Origin of the sequence: Mucilaginibacter sp. (genome assembly GCF_025362475.1) — a bacterium.
Taxonomy (GTDB): domain Bacteria; phylum Bacteroidota; class Bacteroidia; order Sphingobacteriales; family Sphingobacteriaceae; genus Mucilaginibacter.
Window position 1 is genome coordinate 12,473 of the sequence record NZ_JANYGH010000038.1, and the last position, 18,508, is coordinate 30,980.

The 18,508-nt window shown below is 42.2% G+C and carries 15 protein-coding genes; 6 read left to right on the plus strand and 9 right to left on the minus strand.

What is annotated here, in order from left to right:
- The first annotated feature begins 226 nt into the window (after positions 1 to 226).
- The 3 genes from Q0R88_RS13345 to gldD all read left to right on the plus strand — a co-directional run bounded on the left by Q0R88_RS13345 (position 227) and on the right by gldD (position 2,548).
- Entirely contained in the window at positions 227 to 988 is a 762-nt protein-coding gene (locus Q0R88_RS13345) for a phosphosulfolactate synthase (protein ID WP_295716818.1), read from the plus strand.
- 184 nt (positions 989 to 1,172) lie between these two features.
- A complete protein-coding gene (gene aroE, locus Q0R88_RS13350) occupies positions 1,173 to 1,973 on the plus strand; it encodes a shikimate dehydrogenase (protein ID WP_295716820.1) in 801 nt (266 codons plus the stop codon).
- Entirely contained in the window at positions 1,970 to 2,548 is a 579-nt protein-coding gene (gldD, locus tag Q0R88_RS13355) for a gliding motility lipoprotein GldD (protein WP_295716823.1), read from the plus strand. Before aroE ends, gldD begins: the two co-directional genes overlap by 4 nt.
- A gap of 404 nt (positions 2,549 to 2,952) precedes the next feature.
- Here gldD and Q0R88_RS13360 read toward each other — a convergent pair whose 3' ends face one another.
- Entirely contained in the window at positions 2,953 to 4,932 is a 1,980-nt protein-coding gene (locus Q0R88_RS13360; protein WP_295716825.1) for a dehydrogenase E1 component subunit alpha/beta, read from the minus strand.
- A 105-nt stretch (positions 4,933 to 5,037) separates the two neighbouring features.
- Between Q0R88_RS13360 and Q0R88_RS13365 the strand changes: the two genes are divergently transcribed.
- The gene (locus Q0R88_RS13365; protein WP_295716827.1) at positions 5,038 to 5,889 is read left to right on the plus strand and encodes a DUF4198 domain-containing protein; all 852 of its coding nucleotides are present in this window, start codon (positions 5,038 to 5,040) and stop codon (positions 5,887 to 5,889) included.
- Between the two features lie 230 nt (positions 5,890 to 6,119).
- On the opposite strand, the gene Q0R88_RS13370 is transcribed toward Q0R88_RS13365, so the two are convergent.
- Both Q0R88_RS13370 and Q0R88_RS13375 read right to left on the minus strand, forming a co-directional pair.
- Entirely contained in the window at positions 6,120 to 8,021 is a 1,902-nt protein-coding gene (locus tag Q0R88_RS13370) for a family 20 glycosylhydrolase (protein WP_295716829.1), read from the minus strand.
- A 155-nt stretch (positions 8,022 to 8,176) separates the two neighbouring features.
- On the minus strand, positions 8,177 to 9,091 hold the full coding sequence (locus tag Q0R88_RS13375) for a hypothetical protein (RefSeq protein WP_295716830.1): 915 nt from the start codon (positions 9,089 to 9,091) through the stop codon (positions 8,177 to 8,179).
- A 349-nt stretch (positions 9,092 to 9,440) separates the two neighbouring features.
- Here Q0R88_RS13375 and Q0R88_RS13380 point away from each other — a divergent pair, with 349 nt between their 5' ends.
- Positions 9,441 to 11,012: a family 10 glycosylhydrolase gene (locus tag Q0R88_RS13380; RefSeq protein WP_295716831.1), complete on the plus strand. Its 1,572-nt coding sequence runs from the start codon at positions 9,441 to 9,443 to the stop codon at positions 11,010 to 11,012.
- A gap of 3 nt (positions 11,013 to 11,015) precedes the next feature.
- On the opposite strand, the gene Q0R88_RS13385 is transcribed toward Q0R88_RS13380, so the two are convergent.
- From Q0R88_RS13385 to Q0R88_RS13405, 5 genes are all read right to left on the minus strand, one after another.
- Complete coding sequence (locus tag Q0R88_RS13385) at positions 11,016 to 11,765, minus strand: SDR family NAD(P)-dependent oxidoreductase (RefSeq protein WP_295716833.1); 750 nt, start codon at positions 11,763 to 11,765, stop codon at positions 11,016 to 11,018.
- 2 nt (positions 11,766 to 11,767) lie between these two features.
- Positions 11,768 to 12,556 carry a DUF1835 domain-containing protein gene (locus tag Q0R88_RS13390; protein WP_295716834.1) on the minus strand — a complete coding sequence of 263 codons (789 nt, stop codon included), beginning with the start codon at positions 12,554 to 12,556 and terminating at the stop codon, positions 11,768 to 11,770.
- A 105-nt stretch (positions 12,557 to 12,661) separates the two neighbouring features.
- Positions 12,662 to 13,726, minus strand: a complete 1,065-nt coding sequence (locus Q0R88_RS13395) for an SGNH/GDSL hydrolase family protein (RefSeq protein WP_295716836.1) — start codon at positions 13,724 to 13,726, stop codon at positions 12,662 to 12,664.
- Between the two features lie 196 nt (positions 13,727 to 13,922).
- Positions 13,923 to 15,020: a DUF6515 family protein gene (locus tag Q0R88_RS13400; protein WP_295716838.1), complete on the minus strand. Its 1,098-nt coding sequence runs from the start codon at positions 15,018 to 15,020 to the stop codon at positions 13,923 to 13,925.
- A 183-nt stretch (positions 15,021 to 15,203) separates the two neighbouring features.
- Positions 15,204 to 15,776 (minus strand): thiamine diphosphokinase, encoded by a 573-nt coding sequence (locus tag Q0R88_RS13405; RefSeq protein ID WP_295716839.1) that lies wholly within the window; start codon positions 15,774 to 15,776, stop codon positions 15,204 to 15,206.
- 183 nt (positions 15,777 to 15,959) lie between these two features.
- On the opposite strand from Q0R88_RS13405, the gene Q0R88_RS13410 reads away from it, so the two are divergent.
- Positions 15,960 to 17,117 (plus strand): NAD(P)/FAD-dependent oxidoreductase, encoded by a 1,158-nt coding sequence (locus Q0R88_RS13410; RefSeq protein ID WP_295716841.1) that lies wholly within the window; start codon positions 15,960 to 15,962, stop codon positions 17,115 to 17,117.
- A 74-nt stretch (positions 17,118 to 17,191) separates the two neighbouring features.
- On the opposite strand, the gene Q0R88_RS13415 is transcribed toward Q0R88_RS13410, so the two are convergent.
- Positions 17,192 to 18,496, minus strand: coding sequence for a leucine-rich repeat domain-containing protein (locus Q0R88_RS13415; RefSeq protein WP_295716843.1), 1,305 nt, complete (start codon positions 18,494 to 18,496; stop codon positions 17,192 to 17,194).
- Positions 18,497 to 18,508: the final 12 nt, after the last annotated feature.

Consider the following 18,508-nt stretch of genomic DNA (forward strand, 5'->3'; position numbering starts at 1 on the left):
GGGCTTTTTTTGGCACTGTGCCGGGATTTTACCTGGTAAAATATTTTTCAAGAACAGTGTCTTTACATCAAAATCATCCACAGGTTAATTTGCATACCAACACCTCCCGAAAGTTTTCACATAGGCTTATCTAAGATTTAACATTTACATTATTTATCCTTTGCTTTTTTTTTACGACATTTGCGCCGTTAGAACTTTTAGTTATAGGCTATAACCAATAATTTATATGAATTATACCATCAATAATTTACCCGACCGTACAACTAAACCCCGTGATAAAGGCATTACCATGGTGATGGATAAAGGTTTAAGTTTGAGGCAGGTGGAAGATTTTATTGAGGTTGGTGGTACACATGCCGATATTATTAAGTTGGGCTGGGCCACCTCATACGTGACCCCTAACCTAAACGAAAAAATAAAGCTATACAGAGAAGCAGGCATTCCGGTTTATTTTGGAGGCACTTTGTTTGAAGCATTCATTGTACGTAACCAGTTTGATGATTATTGCCGTTTGCTTGATAAATACCAGATGGAGCATTGCGAAGTATCCGATGGGTCGATCACTATTGAACATGATGTTAAATGTGAATACATCCGTAAACTGGCAAAACAGGTTACCGTTATATCAGAAGTTGGGTCAAAAGATGTGCAAAAAATATTTGCGCCATACAAATGGATAAAACTGATGAACGCCGAAATTGAAGCGGGTTCATGGAAGGTGATTGCAGAAGCCCGCGAAAGTGGTAACGTAGGGATCTATCGTGATTCTGGAGAGGTGAGGCAGGGTTTGGTTGATGAAATCCTTACCCAGATACCCGAAGAGATGATAATATGGGAAGCCCCCCAAAAGGCACAGCAGGTTTGGTTTATCAAATTAATTGGTGCCAACGTAAGTTTAGGTAATATTGCCCCGGCCGATATTATCCCGCTGGAAACATTACGCCTGGGCATCCGGAGCGATACTTTTGATCATTTTCTGAGCTTATAATTAACCTTATCATACAGTGCCAAAGCCTTCGGATGAAAATTCAGAGGCTTTTTTTATGCCTTTTAAACCAATAATTAATACTCCATGTTTAGTTACAATAGTCTATTATAATTTTGGGTATGGCAGTTACCGTTTCTGTGTATATCTTTAGGCATTCATTTTAGGGGATAACAAATTATAATACATGAAACATTACGGGCTGATAGGTTTTCCACTTTCGCACTCCTTTTCAAAAAAGTATTTTACCGAGAAATTTAAAACCGAGGGCATTGAAGATGCTGTTTATGACCTATACCCGCTTGAGCATATTAAAGATCTTCAGGATCTGCTGGACGAGAACCCTAACCTGGTAGGTCTTAATATCACCATTCCGCATAAGGTTTCAATTATACCCTACCTGGATTGGATAGAGCACGATGCCCGTACAGCTGGAGCCGTAAATTGCATTTGCATTAGTGCAGAAAGCCCCTTACAGGCCGCTTTTACCGGCGAAGTTGGTATACAAGGTCACGATTTCAGGCTTGAAGGTTATAATACAGATTTGTATGGTTTTGAGATGTCGATAAAGCCACTCATCAATGATACTAATGACGAGGCATTGGTATTGGGTGATGGCGGCGCGGCAAAAGCAGTAAAATGTGTGTTGGAGAATATGGGCATCACTTATAAAACGGTAACCCGCAAACCGCACCCCGATCACTTGCTATTCAGCGATTTGAAACCGCATCACATAAAGAAACATAAGATCATCATCAATACAACACCATTGGGTACCGCTCCTAATATTGATGAGTGCCCGCCTATTCCTTATGAAGCTATTACTGACGAACATTTACTGTACGATCTGATATACAATCCGGAAGAAACGCTGTTTTTGAAACGCGGGCGTGAGCAGGGAGCGGCCACAAAAAATGGTTATGAAATGCTGGTATTACAGGCGGAGAAATCCTGGGAAATATGGAATACTAAAGATTTGCGCGCATGAGATATGCCGGTTTATTAGTTGTGGTGTTGTTATTGTTTGCTGCCTGCGGTGGCAATCATGACTATTCGCCCAAGCCGCGGGGCTATTTTCGCATAAAATTTCCGAAAAAGGAATACCAGGATTATGCCGCTGGCTGCCCTTACACATTTAGCTACCCTAAATATGCGTTCATTGAGCCAGACTTGAGCAGAAATGCCAAGCCATGTTGGGTTAACATGCAGTTTCCTCAATTTAACGCCACCTTGCATTTAAGCTATCAGCCGGTTACTTCAAAAAAGGAATATAATCAATTGGTGGAGGATGCCCGCACCTTTGCTTTTAAACATACAGTAAAAGCAACCTCTATTGATGAGGGCATAATAGCCTATCCCGAGCGCAAGGTTTATGGTATTTATTATACCATTGATGGTAATTCGGCTTCATCTGTGCAGTTTTTCTTAACAGATAGTACCAAAAACTATCTCCGCGGCGCGCTTTATTTTAACTCTGAACCAAAGCTTGATTCCATTCAGCCGGCACTTAATTTTGTTAAGAAAGATCTGGAGGTGTTGATTAAGAGTTTAAAATGGAAATAGGGGGATAAAGAAATAAGAGCAAAAGATTGGTAAACAGATTGGTCATTCTAAGAAATACAATACCGGACTCTGAAGAAGAATTGACATTTTAAACTGTTTGTCATCCTGAGTGGTAAAATCCGGTGGCCTCTGAAGGAGAACATGACGTAACAAAAATGGCTGTCATCCTGAGTCTGTCGAAGGATAGTGGGCAAAGGCCTCTCCGCGCGAGTCTTCGACAGGCTCAGACTGACAGGCCCACACGCCTCAAAATCCAATATGTCATGGGTAGGAACGAAGGATCTATTCGCAGACTGTACAGGGTGAACAAGCATGGCGAATAACAGATCCTTCACTGCGTTCAGGATGACAAAAAGGGTTTTTGCAAATACGTTACAGATAGTGATAGCTCTTTCTAACTCCAATTAATATCCCAACAACTTCTCCACCGTTTCCACTAACCTTGCCTTCGCCAAAAACTGGTCTTCCAGGGCTTTGTTCATGGGTATAGCGGTATCAAGGCTGCCACAGCGCATTACCGGGGCATCCAGGTATTTAAAGCAATGCTCGGCAACGTGGGCTGCTATTTCGGCACCGAAGCCGCTGGTAAGGGTATCCTCATGTAGTATCAACGCACGGCCAGTCTTTTGCACGCTTTTTTCAACAGCTTCTTTATCCCATGGCAACAGGCTGCGCAGATCAATGATCTCTAAAGATTGATCCGGGTGTTTAGCCGCATACTCCAGGGCCCAGTGTACCCCCAAACCGAAAGTAACAATGGTAGCTTGTTCGCCTTGCTGTACAATATTGGCTTTGCCTATTTCTATCAATATATCATTATCCGGTACTTCGCCGCTGATGCTGCGGTACAGATATTTATGTTCAAAATAAATCACCGGGTTGGGGTCGTCAATAGCGGCCAGTAATAGTCCTTTAGCATCTGCAGGGAAGGCCGGGTAAACAACCTTTAGTCCGGGTGTTTTGGTAAACCAGGCCTCATTACTTTGCGAATGAAACGGTCCTGCTCCTGTGCCTGCGCCCGTAGGCATCCGTACTACCATATCCACTGCCTGTGCCCAGCGGTAATGCGTTTTGGCCAGGTTATTAATAATCTGGTTAAAGCCGCAGGTTACAAAATCGGCAAATTGCATTTCAACAATAGCCTTGTAGCCGTTTAGCGCCAGGCCCATGCCTGCCCCCACAATGCCCGATTCGCAAATGGGCGTATTACGTACCCGGTCTTTTCCAAACTCTTCAACAAAGCCCTGGGTAATTTTAAAAGCGCCGCCATACTCGGCAATGTCTTGCCCCATGATCACCAGGTTGGGGTGCTTGCGCATGCCCTGCCGCAAACCATCGCTTATAGCATCAATATAACGCTTGCTGGTTGCTGGCGTAGCCGATGGCTGATTTGCTGGCAATTGATATGACCGGTACATATCAGCAATCTCGGTTTCCACATCCGGCACAATATCTGCCTCGCTATAAACCTTTTCAAACTCCGATTCGATAAGCGCCGTAAATTCTTTCTTGATGATCGGGATCCAGTTTGGCAGCAATATGCCTTCGTTCAGTAAATATTTTTCAAAATTGGCCAACGGATCTTTGGCGCCCCACCACTCAAACAAATTTTGGGGAACATATTTTGTGCCTGATGCTTCCTCATGCCCACGCATTCTAAAGGTCATGCATTCCAGCAAAACCGGGCGGGGATTTTCGCGGATGCTATTTTTAATATGGGTTATAGTATGGTATACCTCCAAAATGTTATTACCATCAATGCGGCAACCTTCCATGCCGTAGCCTATGGCCTTATCAACCAGCTGGCTGCAATGGTATTGTTCGTTTGTTGGGGTCGATAGTCCGTAACCATTGTTTTCTACCAGGAAAATAACGGGTAAATTCCAAACCGCGGCAATATTAAGCGCCTCATGGAAATCACCTTCGCTTGTAGCCCCTTCGCCGGTAAATACCAGGGTTACTTTCTTTTGATTGGATAGTTTATCAGCCAGCGCAATGCCGTCTGCAAGGGCCAGTTGAGGTCCCAGGTGAGATATCATCCCGATGATCTTATAATCCTGCGTGCCGAAATGGAAAGAGCGGTCGCGGCCCTTGGTAAAGCCCGATGGTTTGCCCTGCCATTGAGCCATTAAACGCGAAAGAGGAATATCCCTTGTTGTAAAAACGCCCAGGTTACGATGCATGGGCAAAATGTACTCATCGGCCTGCATGGCTAATGTGCTGCCTACCGCAATGGCTTCCTGGCCAATTCCTGAAAACCATTTGCCAATACGGCCTTGTCTTAATAAGATCAGCATTTTCTCTTCAACCAGGCGCGGAAGCAACAATTTTTTGTAAAAAGATACTAAAGTGTCGGTATCAAGGTTTTTACGATCGAAAATCATAATGTAAAACTAATGAAGTTTTTAAATGGGGACGCCCTCAACAAGGCTAAAAAATAATATTTTCGAGTTAAACTTTGTATGTTTGGTAATCCTAACAAAGAACTTATGAAACGAATTGGATTTTTACTATTGGTGGTGTTGTTGCTCATTGGTTTTGCGGCCTCTTCTCAAGATTATTTTTTGTTGCCCGGTAACTTTTACATGAAAAAGGGCGATAAGCTCAATCTGCATTTATTAAGCGGGAATGAATTTGTGAAAGAAGGTGAATACAAGTATGAAAGCGGGAAGATATCCAAATTTGTATTGTACGAGGGCAAGAAACAAACTGATTTAAGTAAGTCTCCTAAAGATACATCAGCCAATATTTTAAACTATAAACTGGAGAGCGCTGGTTTAGCCATGGTAGAGGTGGTTAAAAGTGAAAGCGTAGAATCGGAAAGGAATAAATTTTTAAAATACCTCAATAGTGAGGGACTTGACAAAATTGCCGAAGATGCCAAGAGCAATAACCAGCAATATTTTGTAGAAAAATCCACACGGTATTTAAAAACGCTTATTGCTGTTGATAAACCGAATGACAGGGATTTCGATAAACCATTGAACGAGGACTACGAAATTATTATCAAACAAAATCCTTACAGATCTGATTACGGTGATGATGTAACAGGCGAGGTGCTTTTTCACGGAAAGCCATTAAAGGATGCCGTAGTTATTCTGTATGTTAAAACCATCAACGGTAATGTCTTTTCTCAAAAATTGAGCGCTGACGCGGGCGGGCTTATTTACTTTAAACTAAGCCGGGAAGGAATCTATATGTTAAGTTCGGTACATATAGAGTCATCCAAAGATAAAAAGGCCGATTTTGAAAGCTGGGGCACTACCTACACTTTTGCCTTTACCAATAATGGCACCATGCCCGATACCTACAGGGAATTTGGGTTTGGAAACAAACATTGATTTGTTGGATAAAGGATTTTTGGAGCAGGGAATAAGGATTCATGGATCGCAGGTTCAATTGCTAACGGCGGGGACACTGCTTATATAAAACAAGAAAGCCTTTCGGATATGAACCGGAAGGCTTTCTTGTTTGTAATCTTTATAGTTTTTAAAGTGGCTTAGGATATAGCAGGATCATAAACTCATTGCGTCTGTATCTATATATCCTTGTTCCCTGCTCCAAAAATTCTTTATTTAATCTTTTTTGCCAAATCAGTCAATGGCATGGTAACCATACGGCCAATAGGTTTTTTACCCCGGTAGGTTATTACTTTTAGCATAGTTGCATCCTTAGGCGCATCTATTGGGCTGGTGTACTTAGGGTAAAAATTATCGGGCAATGAGTTATCAAAGCTGTAATAAGTTTCTAATCCCGGTGCCTCATTGGTTAAAGTGATCTTTAATGTACTATCGGGATTGCGGATTGCGCTAAATGAGGGGTCATAAACACTTGGAGCATATTTGGTTTCAGATTCATCAAGTCGTTCAAACTGTTTTTCTACCTTTCCGAAAAAGTAATTCCAATTCTTTTTTTCTCTTGGCGACCATACCGATTCGGCAATAGCCATACCTCTTGGCCAGGTCATATACTCCGCCTGGCGCATGTTGTAAACCTGCTCTGTCCATAAATTGGCCTGCCCGCCTTTTATCAGTTTGGCATCTACACCTTCGGGTACAGGTTCAAATTCATAAGTTTTATTCAGGCGCAACTTAGCGTAAACATGGGTCTCGTTCACGTCGCTTTGCATGTAATCAAGGTAAGCAAATGTAGTTGGGCTCATTACTACATCATGCCCCATTTTAGCTGCTTCAATACCTCCCTGGATACCTCTCCAGCTCATTACCGCGGCATTGGGGCCTAAGCCACCTTCCAGGATCTCATCCCAGCCCATGAATTTTTTACCCTTTGATTCCACTATTTTTTCCAAACGTTTTTCAAAATAGCTTTGTACTTCCTGTTGGGTTTTCAGGTTTTCTTTAACCATTAATGCTTTAACGGCCTCGCTTTGTTCCCAAAAGTTTTTGGCACACTCATCGCCACCCATGTGGATGTATGGGAAAGGGAAAAGCTGGGCTACTTCGGTTACAACCTTATCTAAAAACTCGTATACATTTTCATTGGCAGGGCATAACGTGTTATCAACAATAGCGGTATTGTGCTGGCCTTCCCATTTCATAAAGGGCTCGCCAGAGTTTACTACGTATTTATCGGCACCGGGAGTACACGATAATTCTGGATAGGCGGCAACGGCAGCAAGGCTATGGCCGGGTACATCAATCTCTGGCAGGATATTTACAAAGCGGTCTTTTGCGTATTGTACCAGGTCTTTAATATCTTCCTGGGTATAAAAGCCGCCATAGGTGCGGGGCTCATCTGGCGAGGGCTGGCTGAAAGTGCCAAACTGCCCAACTTTTTTAATATTATGAGCGCCTACCGTAGTAAGTTTTGGCAGACTTTTAATTTCAACCCGCCAGCCTTCATCATCGGTTAAATGCAGGTGCAGCAGGTTAAGCTTGTATTTAACCATGGCATCTATATACTGTTCAACCTCGGCTTTGGTAAAAAAGTGGCGCGATACATCAAACATCAAGCCTCTCCAGCCAAACCTGGGGTAATCGGTTATCTCAACGGCAGGGGCTGTCCACTTAACACCCTTTGCCAGTTCTTTGCCTTCAATCTCTTTTGGTAATAGCTGTATAAAGGTTTGCAAGCCATAAAATAACCCTGCGGCCTCATTTGCCCTTATCACCACCTTTTTTGCTGTTACTGATAAATAATAGCCTTCTGATTTTAAAAGGGTATCCACCTTTTTATTAAGTACAAGTTTGATTGATGCGGCAGGTGCTACACTTTTGGTAGTTACCGTGATACCTGCGGCGGTATTTAACTTGTTTTTAAGATAGCTGATTACCGGACTTAGCTCGGGCTGTTTGCCGGCCTCAACAATAACTGTTTTGGGTAAAATGAAATTACCTGTTTTTTTAATAACCTTAACAGGTTCTGGAATAATAGATAAGCCATTATTGGTCACCTGGCCAAATGATAATAGATGCAGGCTACAGCAACATAGCAACAGGGATAGTTTTTTCATACTTGAATTTGGTTTGTAAGGAATACTTAATTGGAACGTTATGCAAATTAAACTTTTTAAAGAATATTAAAAAGTTTGTATTGAAAAATTATTGTTACAACAAAAAGCCCCGCTTCGTATTGCGAAACGGGGCCTTGCATATTTAATTAAGCTGTTTATTTAAGCGTAAAACCTGTTTTACCCATTGTGCTGCCATCGGCATACAGCAATACGGTATAGGTGCCTTTTACAAATGGAGGCGTTGGATTAACCCAATCAATGGTATACTCGGTACCGTCATCCTTAAAATCAATAGATGTTTTATAGGTGTATTGCAGGTCTGCGTTATCGGCAGTGAAAGTTCCGCCATCAGGTGCGGTGATCAGGTTGCCTGTTGGATCAATGATGCGTACATAAATATCATGCAGTGCTTTTGTAGCCAAAGTGTTGCTGGCAACAGTAAAATTGATCTTGATTTTTTTTGCTGGCCCGGCACGGGTAACGTCAACCTCTTTGCCGCTGCCTTTAATTTTGTAGGCTACTATATTTGATGTAGCCAGCTTTATGGCTTGTGCTACTTTTACTTTAGCATCAAGGTCCTGATTTTGTTTCTGCAGGGTATCGGCCTTTTTAGCAACAGTTGCCAGGTTGCTTTTTAAGGTATCCCGTTCGGTTGCTAACGTTGCGTTTTGTTTATGCAGCTCTTCAATATCAGCTGTATATTTAGTTACAAAGTACCGGAGTTGTTTAACATCTTCCTCGGCTTTTACCAATTCGACCCTGGTAAGTTTCCCTTTTGCCAGCTGGGTTCTTAATACCTGGATCTTTGCCTTTAACGAATCATTTTTTGCGATTAACTCTTTCGACATTTTGGCCTTGCCAGCGGTTACCTGATCAACCTGGGCCTCAAGGCTGTCAAGATCAGCTTTTAACCTTGTTTGTTCATCCTGTTGGGTGACTATCCGCACATCCGATTTGTTTTTTTGGAGGTACAGGTACACATCGGTACCCAATAAAGCCAGTACCACCACGATAAGAAAGTAAATTACGTTTGAATTTTTTTTAGGTGGTTGCCCAGATTGATTTTCCATAGCAATTAAATGTTTAAAGTTTAAATACAGTTTTAAGTAGAAAGCTATTTTAAAAAAAAACTTCTGTTTAACTGTGGTGTTTAGTTTACAAGCATATCTATATTAATTGATATTACTTGTTTTTATTACAATTTTAAGTGTTGTTTAAAAGTATTTACACAACGCTATTAAACGTAAAAAGGTTTAAAATATGATTTTTTTTAAAAATTGAGATTTTAAAATGGCGTTGGTAAAGGATAAAAATAAGTACAATAAGCCAAAATCGCAATATGAGGACAAATTTATATAGTATAATAAAACCCCTACCATATGAGTTTTATATCTTTGCATCTTTAATTAATTAGGTTTAATGCATATATACCGCCCGTTTTTACTATTGATAGCCACCCTGTTTATTGTTATAAGCGTTAAGGCACAACCGGCTGAACCAACAAATGCGCCTGTAGCAGCTAAGACCGAACCCAAACGCGAATTTAGAGGGGTGTGGGTAGCAACCGTAGTAAACATCGACTGGCCAACCAGTGCCAAATTCACATCCGAAAAGCAAAAGCAACAACTGATTGATATATTAAACTCGCACCAGGAAACCGGCATCAATGCCATTATGCTGCAGGTAAGGCCTGCTGCCGATGCTTTTTACGCGAAAAGCCGCGAGCCCTGGTCAAAATATTTAACGGGCAAACAGGGACAGGGACCCAGCCCTGCATATGACCCGCTGGAGTTTGCTATTACCGAAGCCCACAAACGCGGAATGGAACTGCATGCCTGGTTTAATCCTTACAGAGCAACTTTTGATGGTAATTTTGCGGCACTTAGCCCGCAGCATATTACTAAAATAAAACCGGAGTGGTTTTTTACCTATGGTGGTATCAAAACATTTAATCCGGGTTTGCCGGAAGTGCGCGATTATATTGTACAGGTGATATTGGATGTGGTTGATAATTATGATATCGACGGCGTACATATGGATGATTATTTTTATCCATACCCTATTGCCGGGCAAAAAATAAACGATGACGCCTCCTATGCCAAATACGGCGAAGGATATGATAATGTAAAAGATTGGCGCCGTCATAATGTTGATTTGTTAATAAAGATGATTGGCGATAGCGTGCATGCGCATGACCCGGACATTAAATTTGGTGTAAGCCCATTTGGCATCTGGGCTAATAAATCGCAGAATGATGAGGGATCTGAAACCAACGGAGGATCATCCTATTATGAAAACTACGCTGACTCACGCGAGTGGATCAAAGAAGGATGGGTTGATTATATAAACCCACAATTGTACTGGCCTATAGGCAACCGGGCGGCAGCTTTTGATAAATTGTTAAACTGGTGGAGCGATAATACCTTCGGCCGGCATTTGTACATAGGGCAGGCGGCTTACCGCATTAATGAGCGTAAAACTGCAGCCTTTAAAAACCCCGGCCAGGTGCCCGAACAGATCAACATGATCAGGAATAACCCGCGGGTGCAGGGAAGTGTTTATTTCAGCTCCAGTTCGCTTACCAATAATCCGCTTGGTATTACCGATTCTTTGCGGAACAATTATTACAGGTACCCGGCGTTGCCCCCCGTTATGCTTTGGCGCGATTCTGTTGCTCCTAATGCCCCGCAAAATGTTACCGTCCGGCCGATTGTAAATAAAAACAGCGTTATGGTAAAGTGGCTTACACCTACGCTTGCTAAGGATGAAGAAGCGGTGTATGGCTACGTGATATACCGGTTTGAGAATGATAATGAGAAAATAAATATCGACGACCCGAAAAACATCCTGAAGATCATCTACAATACTAACCTTACCTATGAGGATAATACGGTTCAAAAAGGCAAGACGTATTTTTATGTTGTGACGGCACTTGACAGAATGAAGAATGAGAGTGAACGATCGCCTACCATAGCGGTCACGGTACCTTAATGTTTAACTGTTCATTATAGCTCCGCAGTTGATATCCAGGCTTTGGCCGGTTATACTTTGCTGGCTTAGCAGGTATGCAACCAGGTTAGCAACCTCTTCTGGTTGGCTCATGCGTTTTAGCGGTACGCTTTGCATGGCTATTTCATAAAACTCCTGTTTGCTGATGCCAATGCCATCGGCAATACCCTGCAATCCGTTTTGCGACATTTCTGTGTCAACCCAACCGGGGCAAATAGCATTTACCAATATTTGCTGTGGGGCAAACTGTATTGCCCATGAACGCATCAAACCAAGTAAGCCCGCTTTTGATGCGCAGTAGGCCGAATAATTGGCCACACCCAACCTGGCCAATACCGATGAAGTAATGAGGATATGTTTATTATTCCCTGATGCTTGCAGGGCAGGCAAAAAAGTATTTACAAAGTTGTAAGTGCCGGTAAGGTTGGTGTTAATAATATCTCCCCACCGGTCATCGTTGCCCCAGTAGTTTTCGCCGCCAATGCCAGAGTTCGCTATAAGGCCGTTTACAGCAGTATCTCCTAATTGCGTCAGTGCATTAGCTAAGCGTTCCTTATTGGCTATATCTGCAATAAGGATCAGGTGCTCTCCTTTGGGCAGCGTTGATAAAGTTTCTTGCAGCTTATCGGCATTGCGGCCAAGTAAAACACAATTGTGACCATCATTAGCCAGTTTTTGAGTGATGGCTCTGCCTATGCCGCTGCCAGCGCCGCTGATAATATAGGTGTTAGTCATTATTATAGTTCAATAAGTTGCTTTTGTTTAAGGCGGTTAAGATAAATATCAATTTCCGAATCGCCCATACCATAAATTTTTTCTGTAGACCAAAAGGCCTGGTATATTTCAATTTTGGTTTTGATGCCGCTGTTATAAATATCCAATAGCTTTTGTTCAATGTAATTCAGACCCTCTGCATTGGTTCGCAACCTTTTTATATGGGCTTGCAGGGCAGGCTTAAGCAGGTGCAATATTCCCCAAAACGAGTTTTCATCAAGCCATAGCTGCAGATCATCAGCACTGCTGTTTACATACAATGGCCAGGCCTCGGCGGCAAGTTCAAATTCCCATTCACTTAGCTGCTCCCTGCTGTCATAAAGGTCTTCCAGCTGATCGCCGTTTAACTCACCCATCCCCCTAAAATCATCTATTCCCGGATAACATGCCGGGCAAATAAGGTATACCGCCGGCAATGACATATTGGTTTGCTGATTTAACATTTGCATCACCCCCAATAGATTTACCTGGCAATGCAGGTCGAACTCAAACCAGAGGTTAATCTCCTCATAAGATCCGTTCAACTTGCCCAGTTCTTCAATCATTTTATGCTGATAATCTTCAACAGGCTCATTAAATGTTTTACTGATCCATTCGGAGCGCGCTGTCCAGAAACTTGCCGATGAAATATTTTCCTGCAATGGCCCCTCGGATAATACTTCGCGCCAAACCATTACATCGCCATCAAGTCCGGTTTGATTGAAACCGTATAATGTAGAATCGCCATTAAGGATATGTAGAATACTGCTCATAGATGCCTTATTTTATTACAAAGCAACGTGTTTTATGATAGTTTGGGTATGGGTTTGTAAAATAAAAGTGTGCCTGTTCTGAATCTTTCTCTGTTGATGGGTTTATTACCATCCCTTCAGCTTTTTTAAATAGGCTGTTAATTCACCGGCAATAAGCTGGTGTTCGTCAAGATCGGGATGGGTACCGCAGCCGTTATAATACCTGCGAGAGAAAAAGTATTTATATACCTTTTTATCGCCGTTGGCATTCGCATAGGCTGTAATTGCTTTAATATAACGTTGCAGGGCATCTGTTAGCTTGCCATCTGCCATTGGGCTGGTTAGGCAAACAATATCGGCCCTGGGGTACCTTTGCCTTATAGTACCAATAAATTGAAGGTAGGCGCCACAATACAAGGCCGAGTCCTGTACGCCATCGTTTTGCCCCAGGCAAATAGTAACCAAATCTGGCTGATAGCGCTTAAAATCCCATGCTAAGGAATCATTACGGAGGTATACTTTATCAAATACCTGTGGCATGACTACGTTCATATTGCAACAGCTATGTACAAGGCCAATACCGGCTACCGAGGTAAGCTGCCAGTCGGCGTTTAAATTACGCGATGTGGTTGGCCCATAGCTCATATAGGCGTTGTGTTGATCGTACCACTCGCCTTTATCGCAAGGTACTAGCGATTGATCCATGCCTGCACCACTGGTGATAGAATCGCCGATGTACTCTATTTTATGCTTTGCCTTTGATGTTGCTAACAGCTTGTTGCAGCGGATGCCAAGGAAATCAATAAACCCGATCATTGATTCGGTGTCTTTACAGATCAACACAGTGTGGATACCTTCATCCAATCCATCGGCTATAGTGATCACATTGGTTTTACCTGTGGTTTGTATACGATAAGGGTTTTTGTTATCAACGGCAATCTCCAGGTAGTTATGGCTTTTGCCATACATCTCCTGATCGTTGATAAGTAACTGGCATTTACGGCCTCTAAAGCGCACCTTGATATATACACCAGGCGACCACATTCTTGGCCTTAATGGGTTTGACAGATCAACCCTGCCAACATACTGAATGAGGGGGTTATCGGCCCGGTACAGCGTGAGGGAATCGGCCGGCGACGCCTGCGCGCTTATTGACAATATAATAAGGAATAAAGCTGTTAAATATTTCATGCTCGGTAATATGCAATGGGGTATGGTAAAAATAGCTATTTACCGGGTATGCCATTAATACTTTTATAGCGTTTAATGAGCCCCAATTAAATAACAGGATGTTCCGCCGAATTGCTCAGTATTGGCCAATAACAAAGCAGGCCGCTTCATTACTGAAACAGCCTGCGCCTGCATAAAAAAAATTGAATTGAATTTATTATTGTTGATCCGGCTCGTCAGATGGTGTACCTACAATTTTGTAAACGGTATCACCATTATTATTTTTACTTTCCTGATAGTAGAAGCCATCGGGAGAAACAAACAGCTTTTCGCCATTGATCTTTATTTTTCTGCAATCATCAGGTAACTGGTTAACAATATCACCTATTTGCGGGCCTTGTTGAACATCACCATTGCCGCCATTATCGGTATTTAACTCGCCATCTTTACCTGCAATTACATAAACCTGTGTACCATCATCCTTGGTATATGGTTGATAGTATACACCGTTTGATTCATAATACTGCTCGCCATTAATGCTGATAGACTTGGCATCTGATGGCAGGTTTTTAACTTCGGCACCTATAGGTGGTTCAACAACAGTATATTGATCATTATATTGACGGTAGTATAAACCATCGCTATAGTAATATTGATAATCGCCGTACCAGAATGGATAATAGCCGAAAGGCAAAAATCCTATGCTGAAACCAATACGTGGATAATAGTATGAGTTATAATAGTTGTGATATGGGTAGTATCCATGGCTTCCAAAATATCCACCACGGCCGCCGTACCGGTAACCATTTGCATAAACCCTGTTGCCGTATCCGTTAGCGCCATTGTAGTAAGAACCACGGCCGCCATTATAAGCGCGCCTGTCAACACTGTTATAGCTACGGGTACCGCTGTAAACGCGTTGTCCGCCCCCGTTTATGCTACTGCGTTGAGGAGCTACAGCTACGCTATTTGTCCTGTTGCCATAGCCACGCTGAGGGGCTACATTTACATTACCACGGGTTACATTACCATTGCCGCTAAAGCCACGGGATACCGGGGCTATAGCTGACCGCTGACCACTGCCGCCGCCACCATTAAATGAAGGACGGGCAACACCTACGTTGCCGCCACCTGAAGAACGGGAAACGCCAACACTTCCGCCGCCACCGCCGCCAGATCTTGAACCGCCGCCACCTCCGCTGCTGCTTCCGCCACCACCGCCGCCTCTATGCTGTGCATTTGCTGTAAAAGCTAAAGGCAAGCTCAACAGGCCTGCTATAGCGAATGAAAATAAATTTTTATATGTCCTTTTCATGATCGAAAGTTTTTTAACTGTTCAGCAGGTATTTTGCTGATGATATATAAGTATAGACTAAAGAATGTTTAAACGGTTTAATTGATATTTAATAATTATTTACAACATAATACAAAAAGCACACCAATATAAATTTCACCTTAACAACAACCCTAAAAAGCCGTTTTTATTACACTGAGCTTATCAATTTAAAGCCTCGGCAATCAGCAAAAAAGGCTCTTCAAACTGCAGGCTAAAAAAACCGTCACCGGTGGTTTTATAAAGTCCTTGCCCGGTGTTTTGCAAGCCTTTGTATTGCAGTGTATTAGGTAATGTTAATAACTCAATTTGCTCGCCGGCCGGTTTCCATTTGCTGAAGCCCGATGTAACGGGATAAATTTTTTGCCGGTTGTTAAAAATAACCAGGTTAATTTTATCAGCATAGGGCAAAAAATCGTCTAATGCCAACTCGTCAGTAATAATGTTCACCGCCGGATAGCTATTAGCCGTAAGGAACTTCAATGCTGTAACGGCCAGGCTATCATTTGCCGCCGGTATCAGTTTGATATCCGATTGCTGGATCACCTCATCTCCATAGCTAACTATCCAATCTACCTTGATCCCAAAACTGTTTAGCTTTTCGGCAGTATCGGGTATCGTGATCACCGTTGGGCTCCACTCCAGTAGTTGGCCCAGCAGTTCTTCCTCAAAATTATCTATCCCCAGCACCAGTAATGCAGGCTCCTGTTTTTCGCGAACAATATGATGGGATGACATTTGATAAAGTTATGGGGAATAAATGAATATTTAATGAAATGAGGTGTATGGAAAATGTTAAATTATAATATTTAACATTTCAGGTTTTTTATGGAAGGAGAATAAAATTTAAAGTATTTTCTTTTCTCAATCGTCTTAATAAGCATAACGCGTAAGATGATTGAGAAAACTAATATTTAAAATATGTTAATTGAAAACAAAAAAATATCAATTGTTGGTGGTGGCCCCGGCGGATTAACACTTGCTCGGCTTTTACAAATGAACGGTGCAGATGTGAAAGTATATGAAAGAGACTTAAATAAGCATGTACGGGTGCAGGGTGGTGCTCTTGACCTTCACGAGGAATCTGGATTAGCAGCTTTAAAGAAAGCGGGATTAATGGAGGCTTTTAAAGCCAATTACAGACCAGGAGCAGACAAAATCCGCATCGTAGATAATAAGGCAAATATTGTGTTTGATCAACACGTATATGAAACAGTTGAAGCATTCGGAAATGAATGGTTTAGACCGGAAATTGACCGGGGCCCGTTAAGGGATATTTTATTAGCATCATTAAAACCGGGCACTGTTGTTTGGGACAGCCATATTGTATCACTTGAGCCGGTTAACGATTCCTGGAAGCTTGAGTTTCAAAATGGAAAATCAGCTATGGCAGATATTGTAATTGCTGCAGACGGCGCTAATTCTAAAATTCGTTCATACATAACTGCCGTAAAACCTTTTTATGTAGGTATCACAATGGTAGAGGGATTTGTAAGCGATTCGGAAAAAATAACGCCGAAAATTCACGAACTGCTTAAGGGCGGGAAAATTTTTGCTTTTGGAAATGAAAAATCTTTAATTGTAAGTTCAAAAGGCGATGGTAGCCTGGGATTTGCTACAGGTTGTAAAACGGATGAATTTTGGTTTCGTGAAAGTGGAATAGATTTTAAAGACAATGTAGAAATGCTGACCTGGTTTAAAAAGGAATTTTCTGAATGGGGCAGTGTTTGGCTCGAATTGTTTGAAAATGATAAAACAAGTTTTATTGTGAGGCCGCAATATTGTATGCCCTTAGATCAAAGCTGGGAAACAATACCCAATATAACCATGCTGGGCGATGCCGCCCATTGGATGCCACCTTATGCCGGAGAAGGTGTAAATATGGCAATGTTGGATGCGTTGGAATTAAGCGAATGTTTAACCAACCCGGCATTTACTGATATGCAAAAGGCTATTGCAAGTTATGAAAAACAAATGTGCGCAAGATTTGCTGATGTTGGAAGGATAACGCTGGAATCAACCGCATCATTACACTCGGCCAATGCGATAAACAATATGTTGGCAATGTTTGAGCAATAGAGAAATATCTCCCCCGGTTACCATAAAAGCCGGGGGACAAGAATTTGTTAGTTAAAGCCCAATTTTAGATAATCTCATTGTAATTGCAGTAATTGATGTTCCAAGAATCGAAAGCCGGGTCTGGATGAAACATCTGCCGCCATACAAGCATCCCTGATACCGGCGATCTTTATTAAATTTTCATCACTTTTTGCTTCCTTATTAAGGCTAAGCAGATCATCAAGCAGGCAGCCATAAGCTCTCACTTCAAGCCGCTCAAGTGCTGATGCTATTTTGTTATCTGTTTTATTGTAAAAGGTAGCGGCCCCAAAATCGCCAAATAAAGTATTTCCTTCATCATCTATTAAGGTATTATGGGTGTACATATCACCGTGCATAATGCCTCTATCATGTAATTGAACAGCAACTGAGGCAATGGTACTGGCTATTTTCAGTATTTGCAGAACAGAAAGGGCCATATTTTCCTTAAAAACATCCCTGGTGCAGCTTTGCAGACTGGGGGGTAAACCGAGGTTATAAAAAAATGAGGGGATCAAACCCATAACTAAACCTTTTTTACCTTCGGGATGGGCTGTTATCTGGCCAATTAGTTTTACCAATCCGTGATGAACTCCTGCGGTAATACAGGCATCCATCTCATCTTCCGGCAATCCATCGCTGGTGACTGAGCCTTTAAAGGTTTTTACGGCTACTTCTTCTATTTGGCCCGCCAGTTGCCTGGTTGCCTTGGATATAATGCCCGATGCGCCTTCTCCAAGCTTATAATTGATCTCTAAATCATGCCAGTTGATCAAAACAAGTGGTTTCACAACAGGTTTTTCGCTAAATGGGTTTCCTGAAAACGCAAGCCACGATAGCTTCGGCATATGTAAAAGCCACTCGGGCATACTACTTAGCTGATTGGCCGAGATTCGTAAAAGCTCCAGGTTACTACAGCGGCTAAGTTCCTGGGGTAACGTTGTTAACTTATTACCGGCAAGCATTAACTTTTGCATTCTTGTGCAATTACCTATGTCGGCGGGTAGTTTTGTAATGTTGTTATTGGTAAGTATCAGCCAGCGCAGATTGGGGTTAAGAGACCTTGCCGGTACAGTTGTTATTTGGTTTGCTTTAAACCCAACAATATCCAGCAGCGGACAATCGGCTAAAACTTCGGGTAAAATGGTAAATGAATTTTCTGAGCAGAAAAGGGTTCTCAGATTTTTAAGCCGGCCAAAATCTGCGGGGAATGAGCTAAGGTTATTCCGCGAAAGATCAAGCGTTTCCAGCGTATCTGCCAGTTCAAATATTTCTTCCGGAAAAGAAGAAAGCCCTTCGGCGAGCGACAACGAAACGGCTCCTTTTAGTTCGCCGTTTTGTAGCTGTAATAATGTTTGCATGGGTAAGGTTCA

What these genes read in the sequence shown, in the direction of transcription:
- Q0R88_RS13405 (WP_295716839.1), bottom strand. Translation starts at nt 15,776, where the DNA reads ATGTCATCCCATCATATTGTTCGCGAAAAACAGGAGCCTGCATTACTG.
- Q0R88_RS13370 (WP_295716829.1), bottom strand. Translation starts at nt 8,021, where the DNA reads ATGAAAAAACTATCCCTGTTGCTATGTTGCTGTAGCCTGCATCTATTA.
- gldD (WP_295716823.1), top strand. Translation starts at nt 1,970, where the DNA reads ATGAGATATGCCGGTTTATTAGTTGTGGTGTTGTTATTGTTTGCTGCC.
- Q0R88_RS13345 (WP_295716818.1), top strand. Translation starts at nt 227, where the DNA reads ATGAATTATACCATCAATAATTTACCCGACCGTACAACTAAACCCCGT.
- Q0R88_RS13365 (WP_295716827.1), top strand. Translation starts at nt 5,038, where the DNA reads ATGAAACGAATTGGATTTTTACTATTGGTGGTGTTGTTGCTCATTGGT.
- Q0R88_RS13360 (WP_295716825.1), bottom strand. Translation starts at nt 4,932, where the DNA reads ATGATTTTCGATCGTAAAAACCTTGATACCGACACTTTAGTATCTTTT.
- Q0R88_RS13390 (WP_295716834.1), bottom strand. Translation starts at nt 12,556, where the DNA reads ATGAGCAGTATTCTACATATCCTTAATGGCGATTCTACATTATACGGT.
- Q0R88_RS13395 (WP_295716836.1), bottom strand. Translation starts at nt 13,726, where the DNA reads ATGAAATATTTAACAGCTTTATTCCTTATTATATTGTCAATAAGCGCG.
- Q0R88_RS13415 (WP_295716843.1), bottom strand. Translation starts at nt 18,496, where the DNA reads ATGCAAACATTATTACAGCTACAAAACGGCGAACTAAAAGGAGCCGTT.
- aroE (WP_295716820.1), top strand. Translation starts at nt 1,173, where the DNA reads ATGAAACATTACGGGCTGATAGGTTTTCCACTTTCGCACTCCTTTTCA.
- Q0R88_RS13380 (WP_295716831.1), top strand. Translation starts at nt 9,441, where the DNA reads ATGCATATATACCGCCCGTTTTTACTATTGATAGCCACCCTGTTTATT.
- Q0R88_RS13410 (WP_295716841.1), top strand. Translation starts at nt 15,960, where the DNA reads ATGTTAATTGAAAACAAAAAAATATCAATTGTTGGTGGTGGCCCCGGC.
- Q0R88_RS13385 (WP_295716833.1), bottom strand. Translation starts at nt 11,765, where the DNA reads ATGACTAACACCTATATTATCAGCGGCGCTGGCAGCGGCATAGGCAGA.
- Q0R88_RS13375 (WP_295716830.1), bottom strand. Translation starts at nt 9,091, where the DNA reads ATGGAAAATCAATCTGGGCAACCACCTAAAAAAAATTCAAACGTAATT.
- Q0R88_RS13400 (WP_295716838.1), bottom strand. Translation starts at nt 15,020, where the DNA reads ATGAAAAGGACATATAAAAATTTATTTTCATTCGCTATAGCAGGCCTG.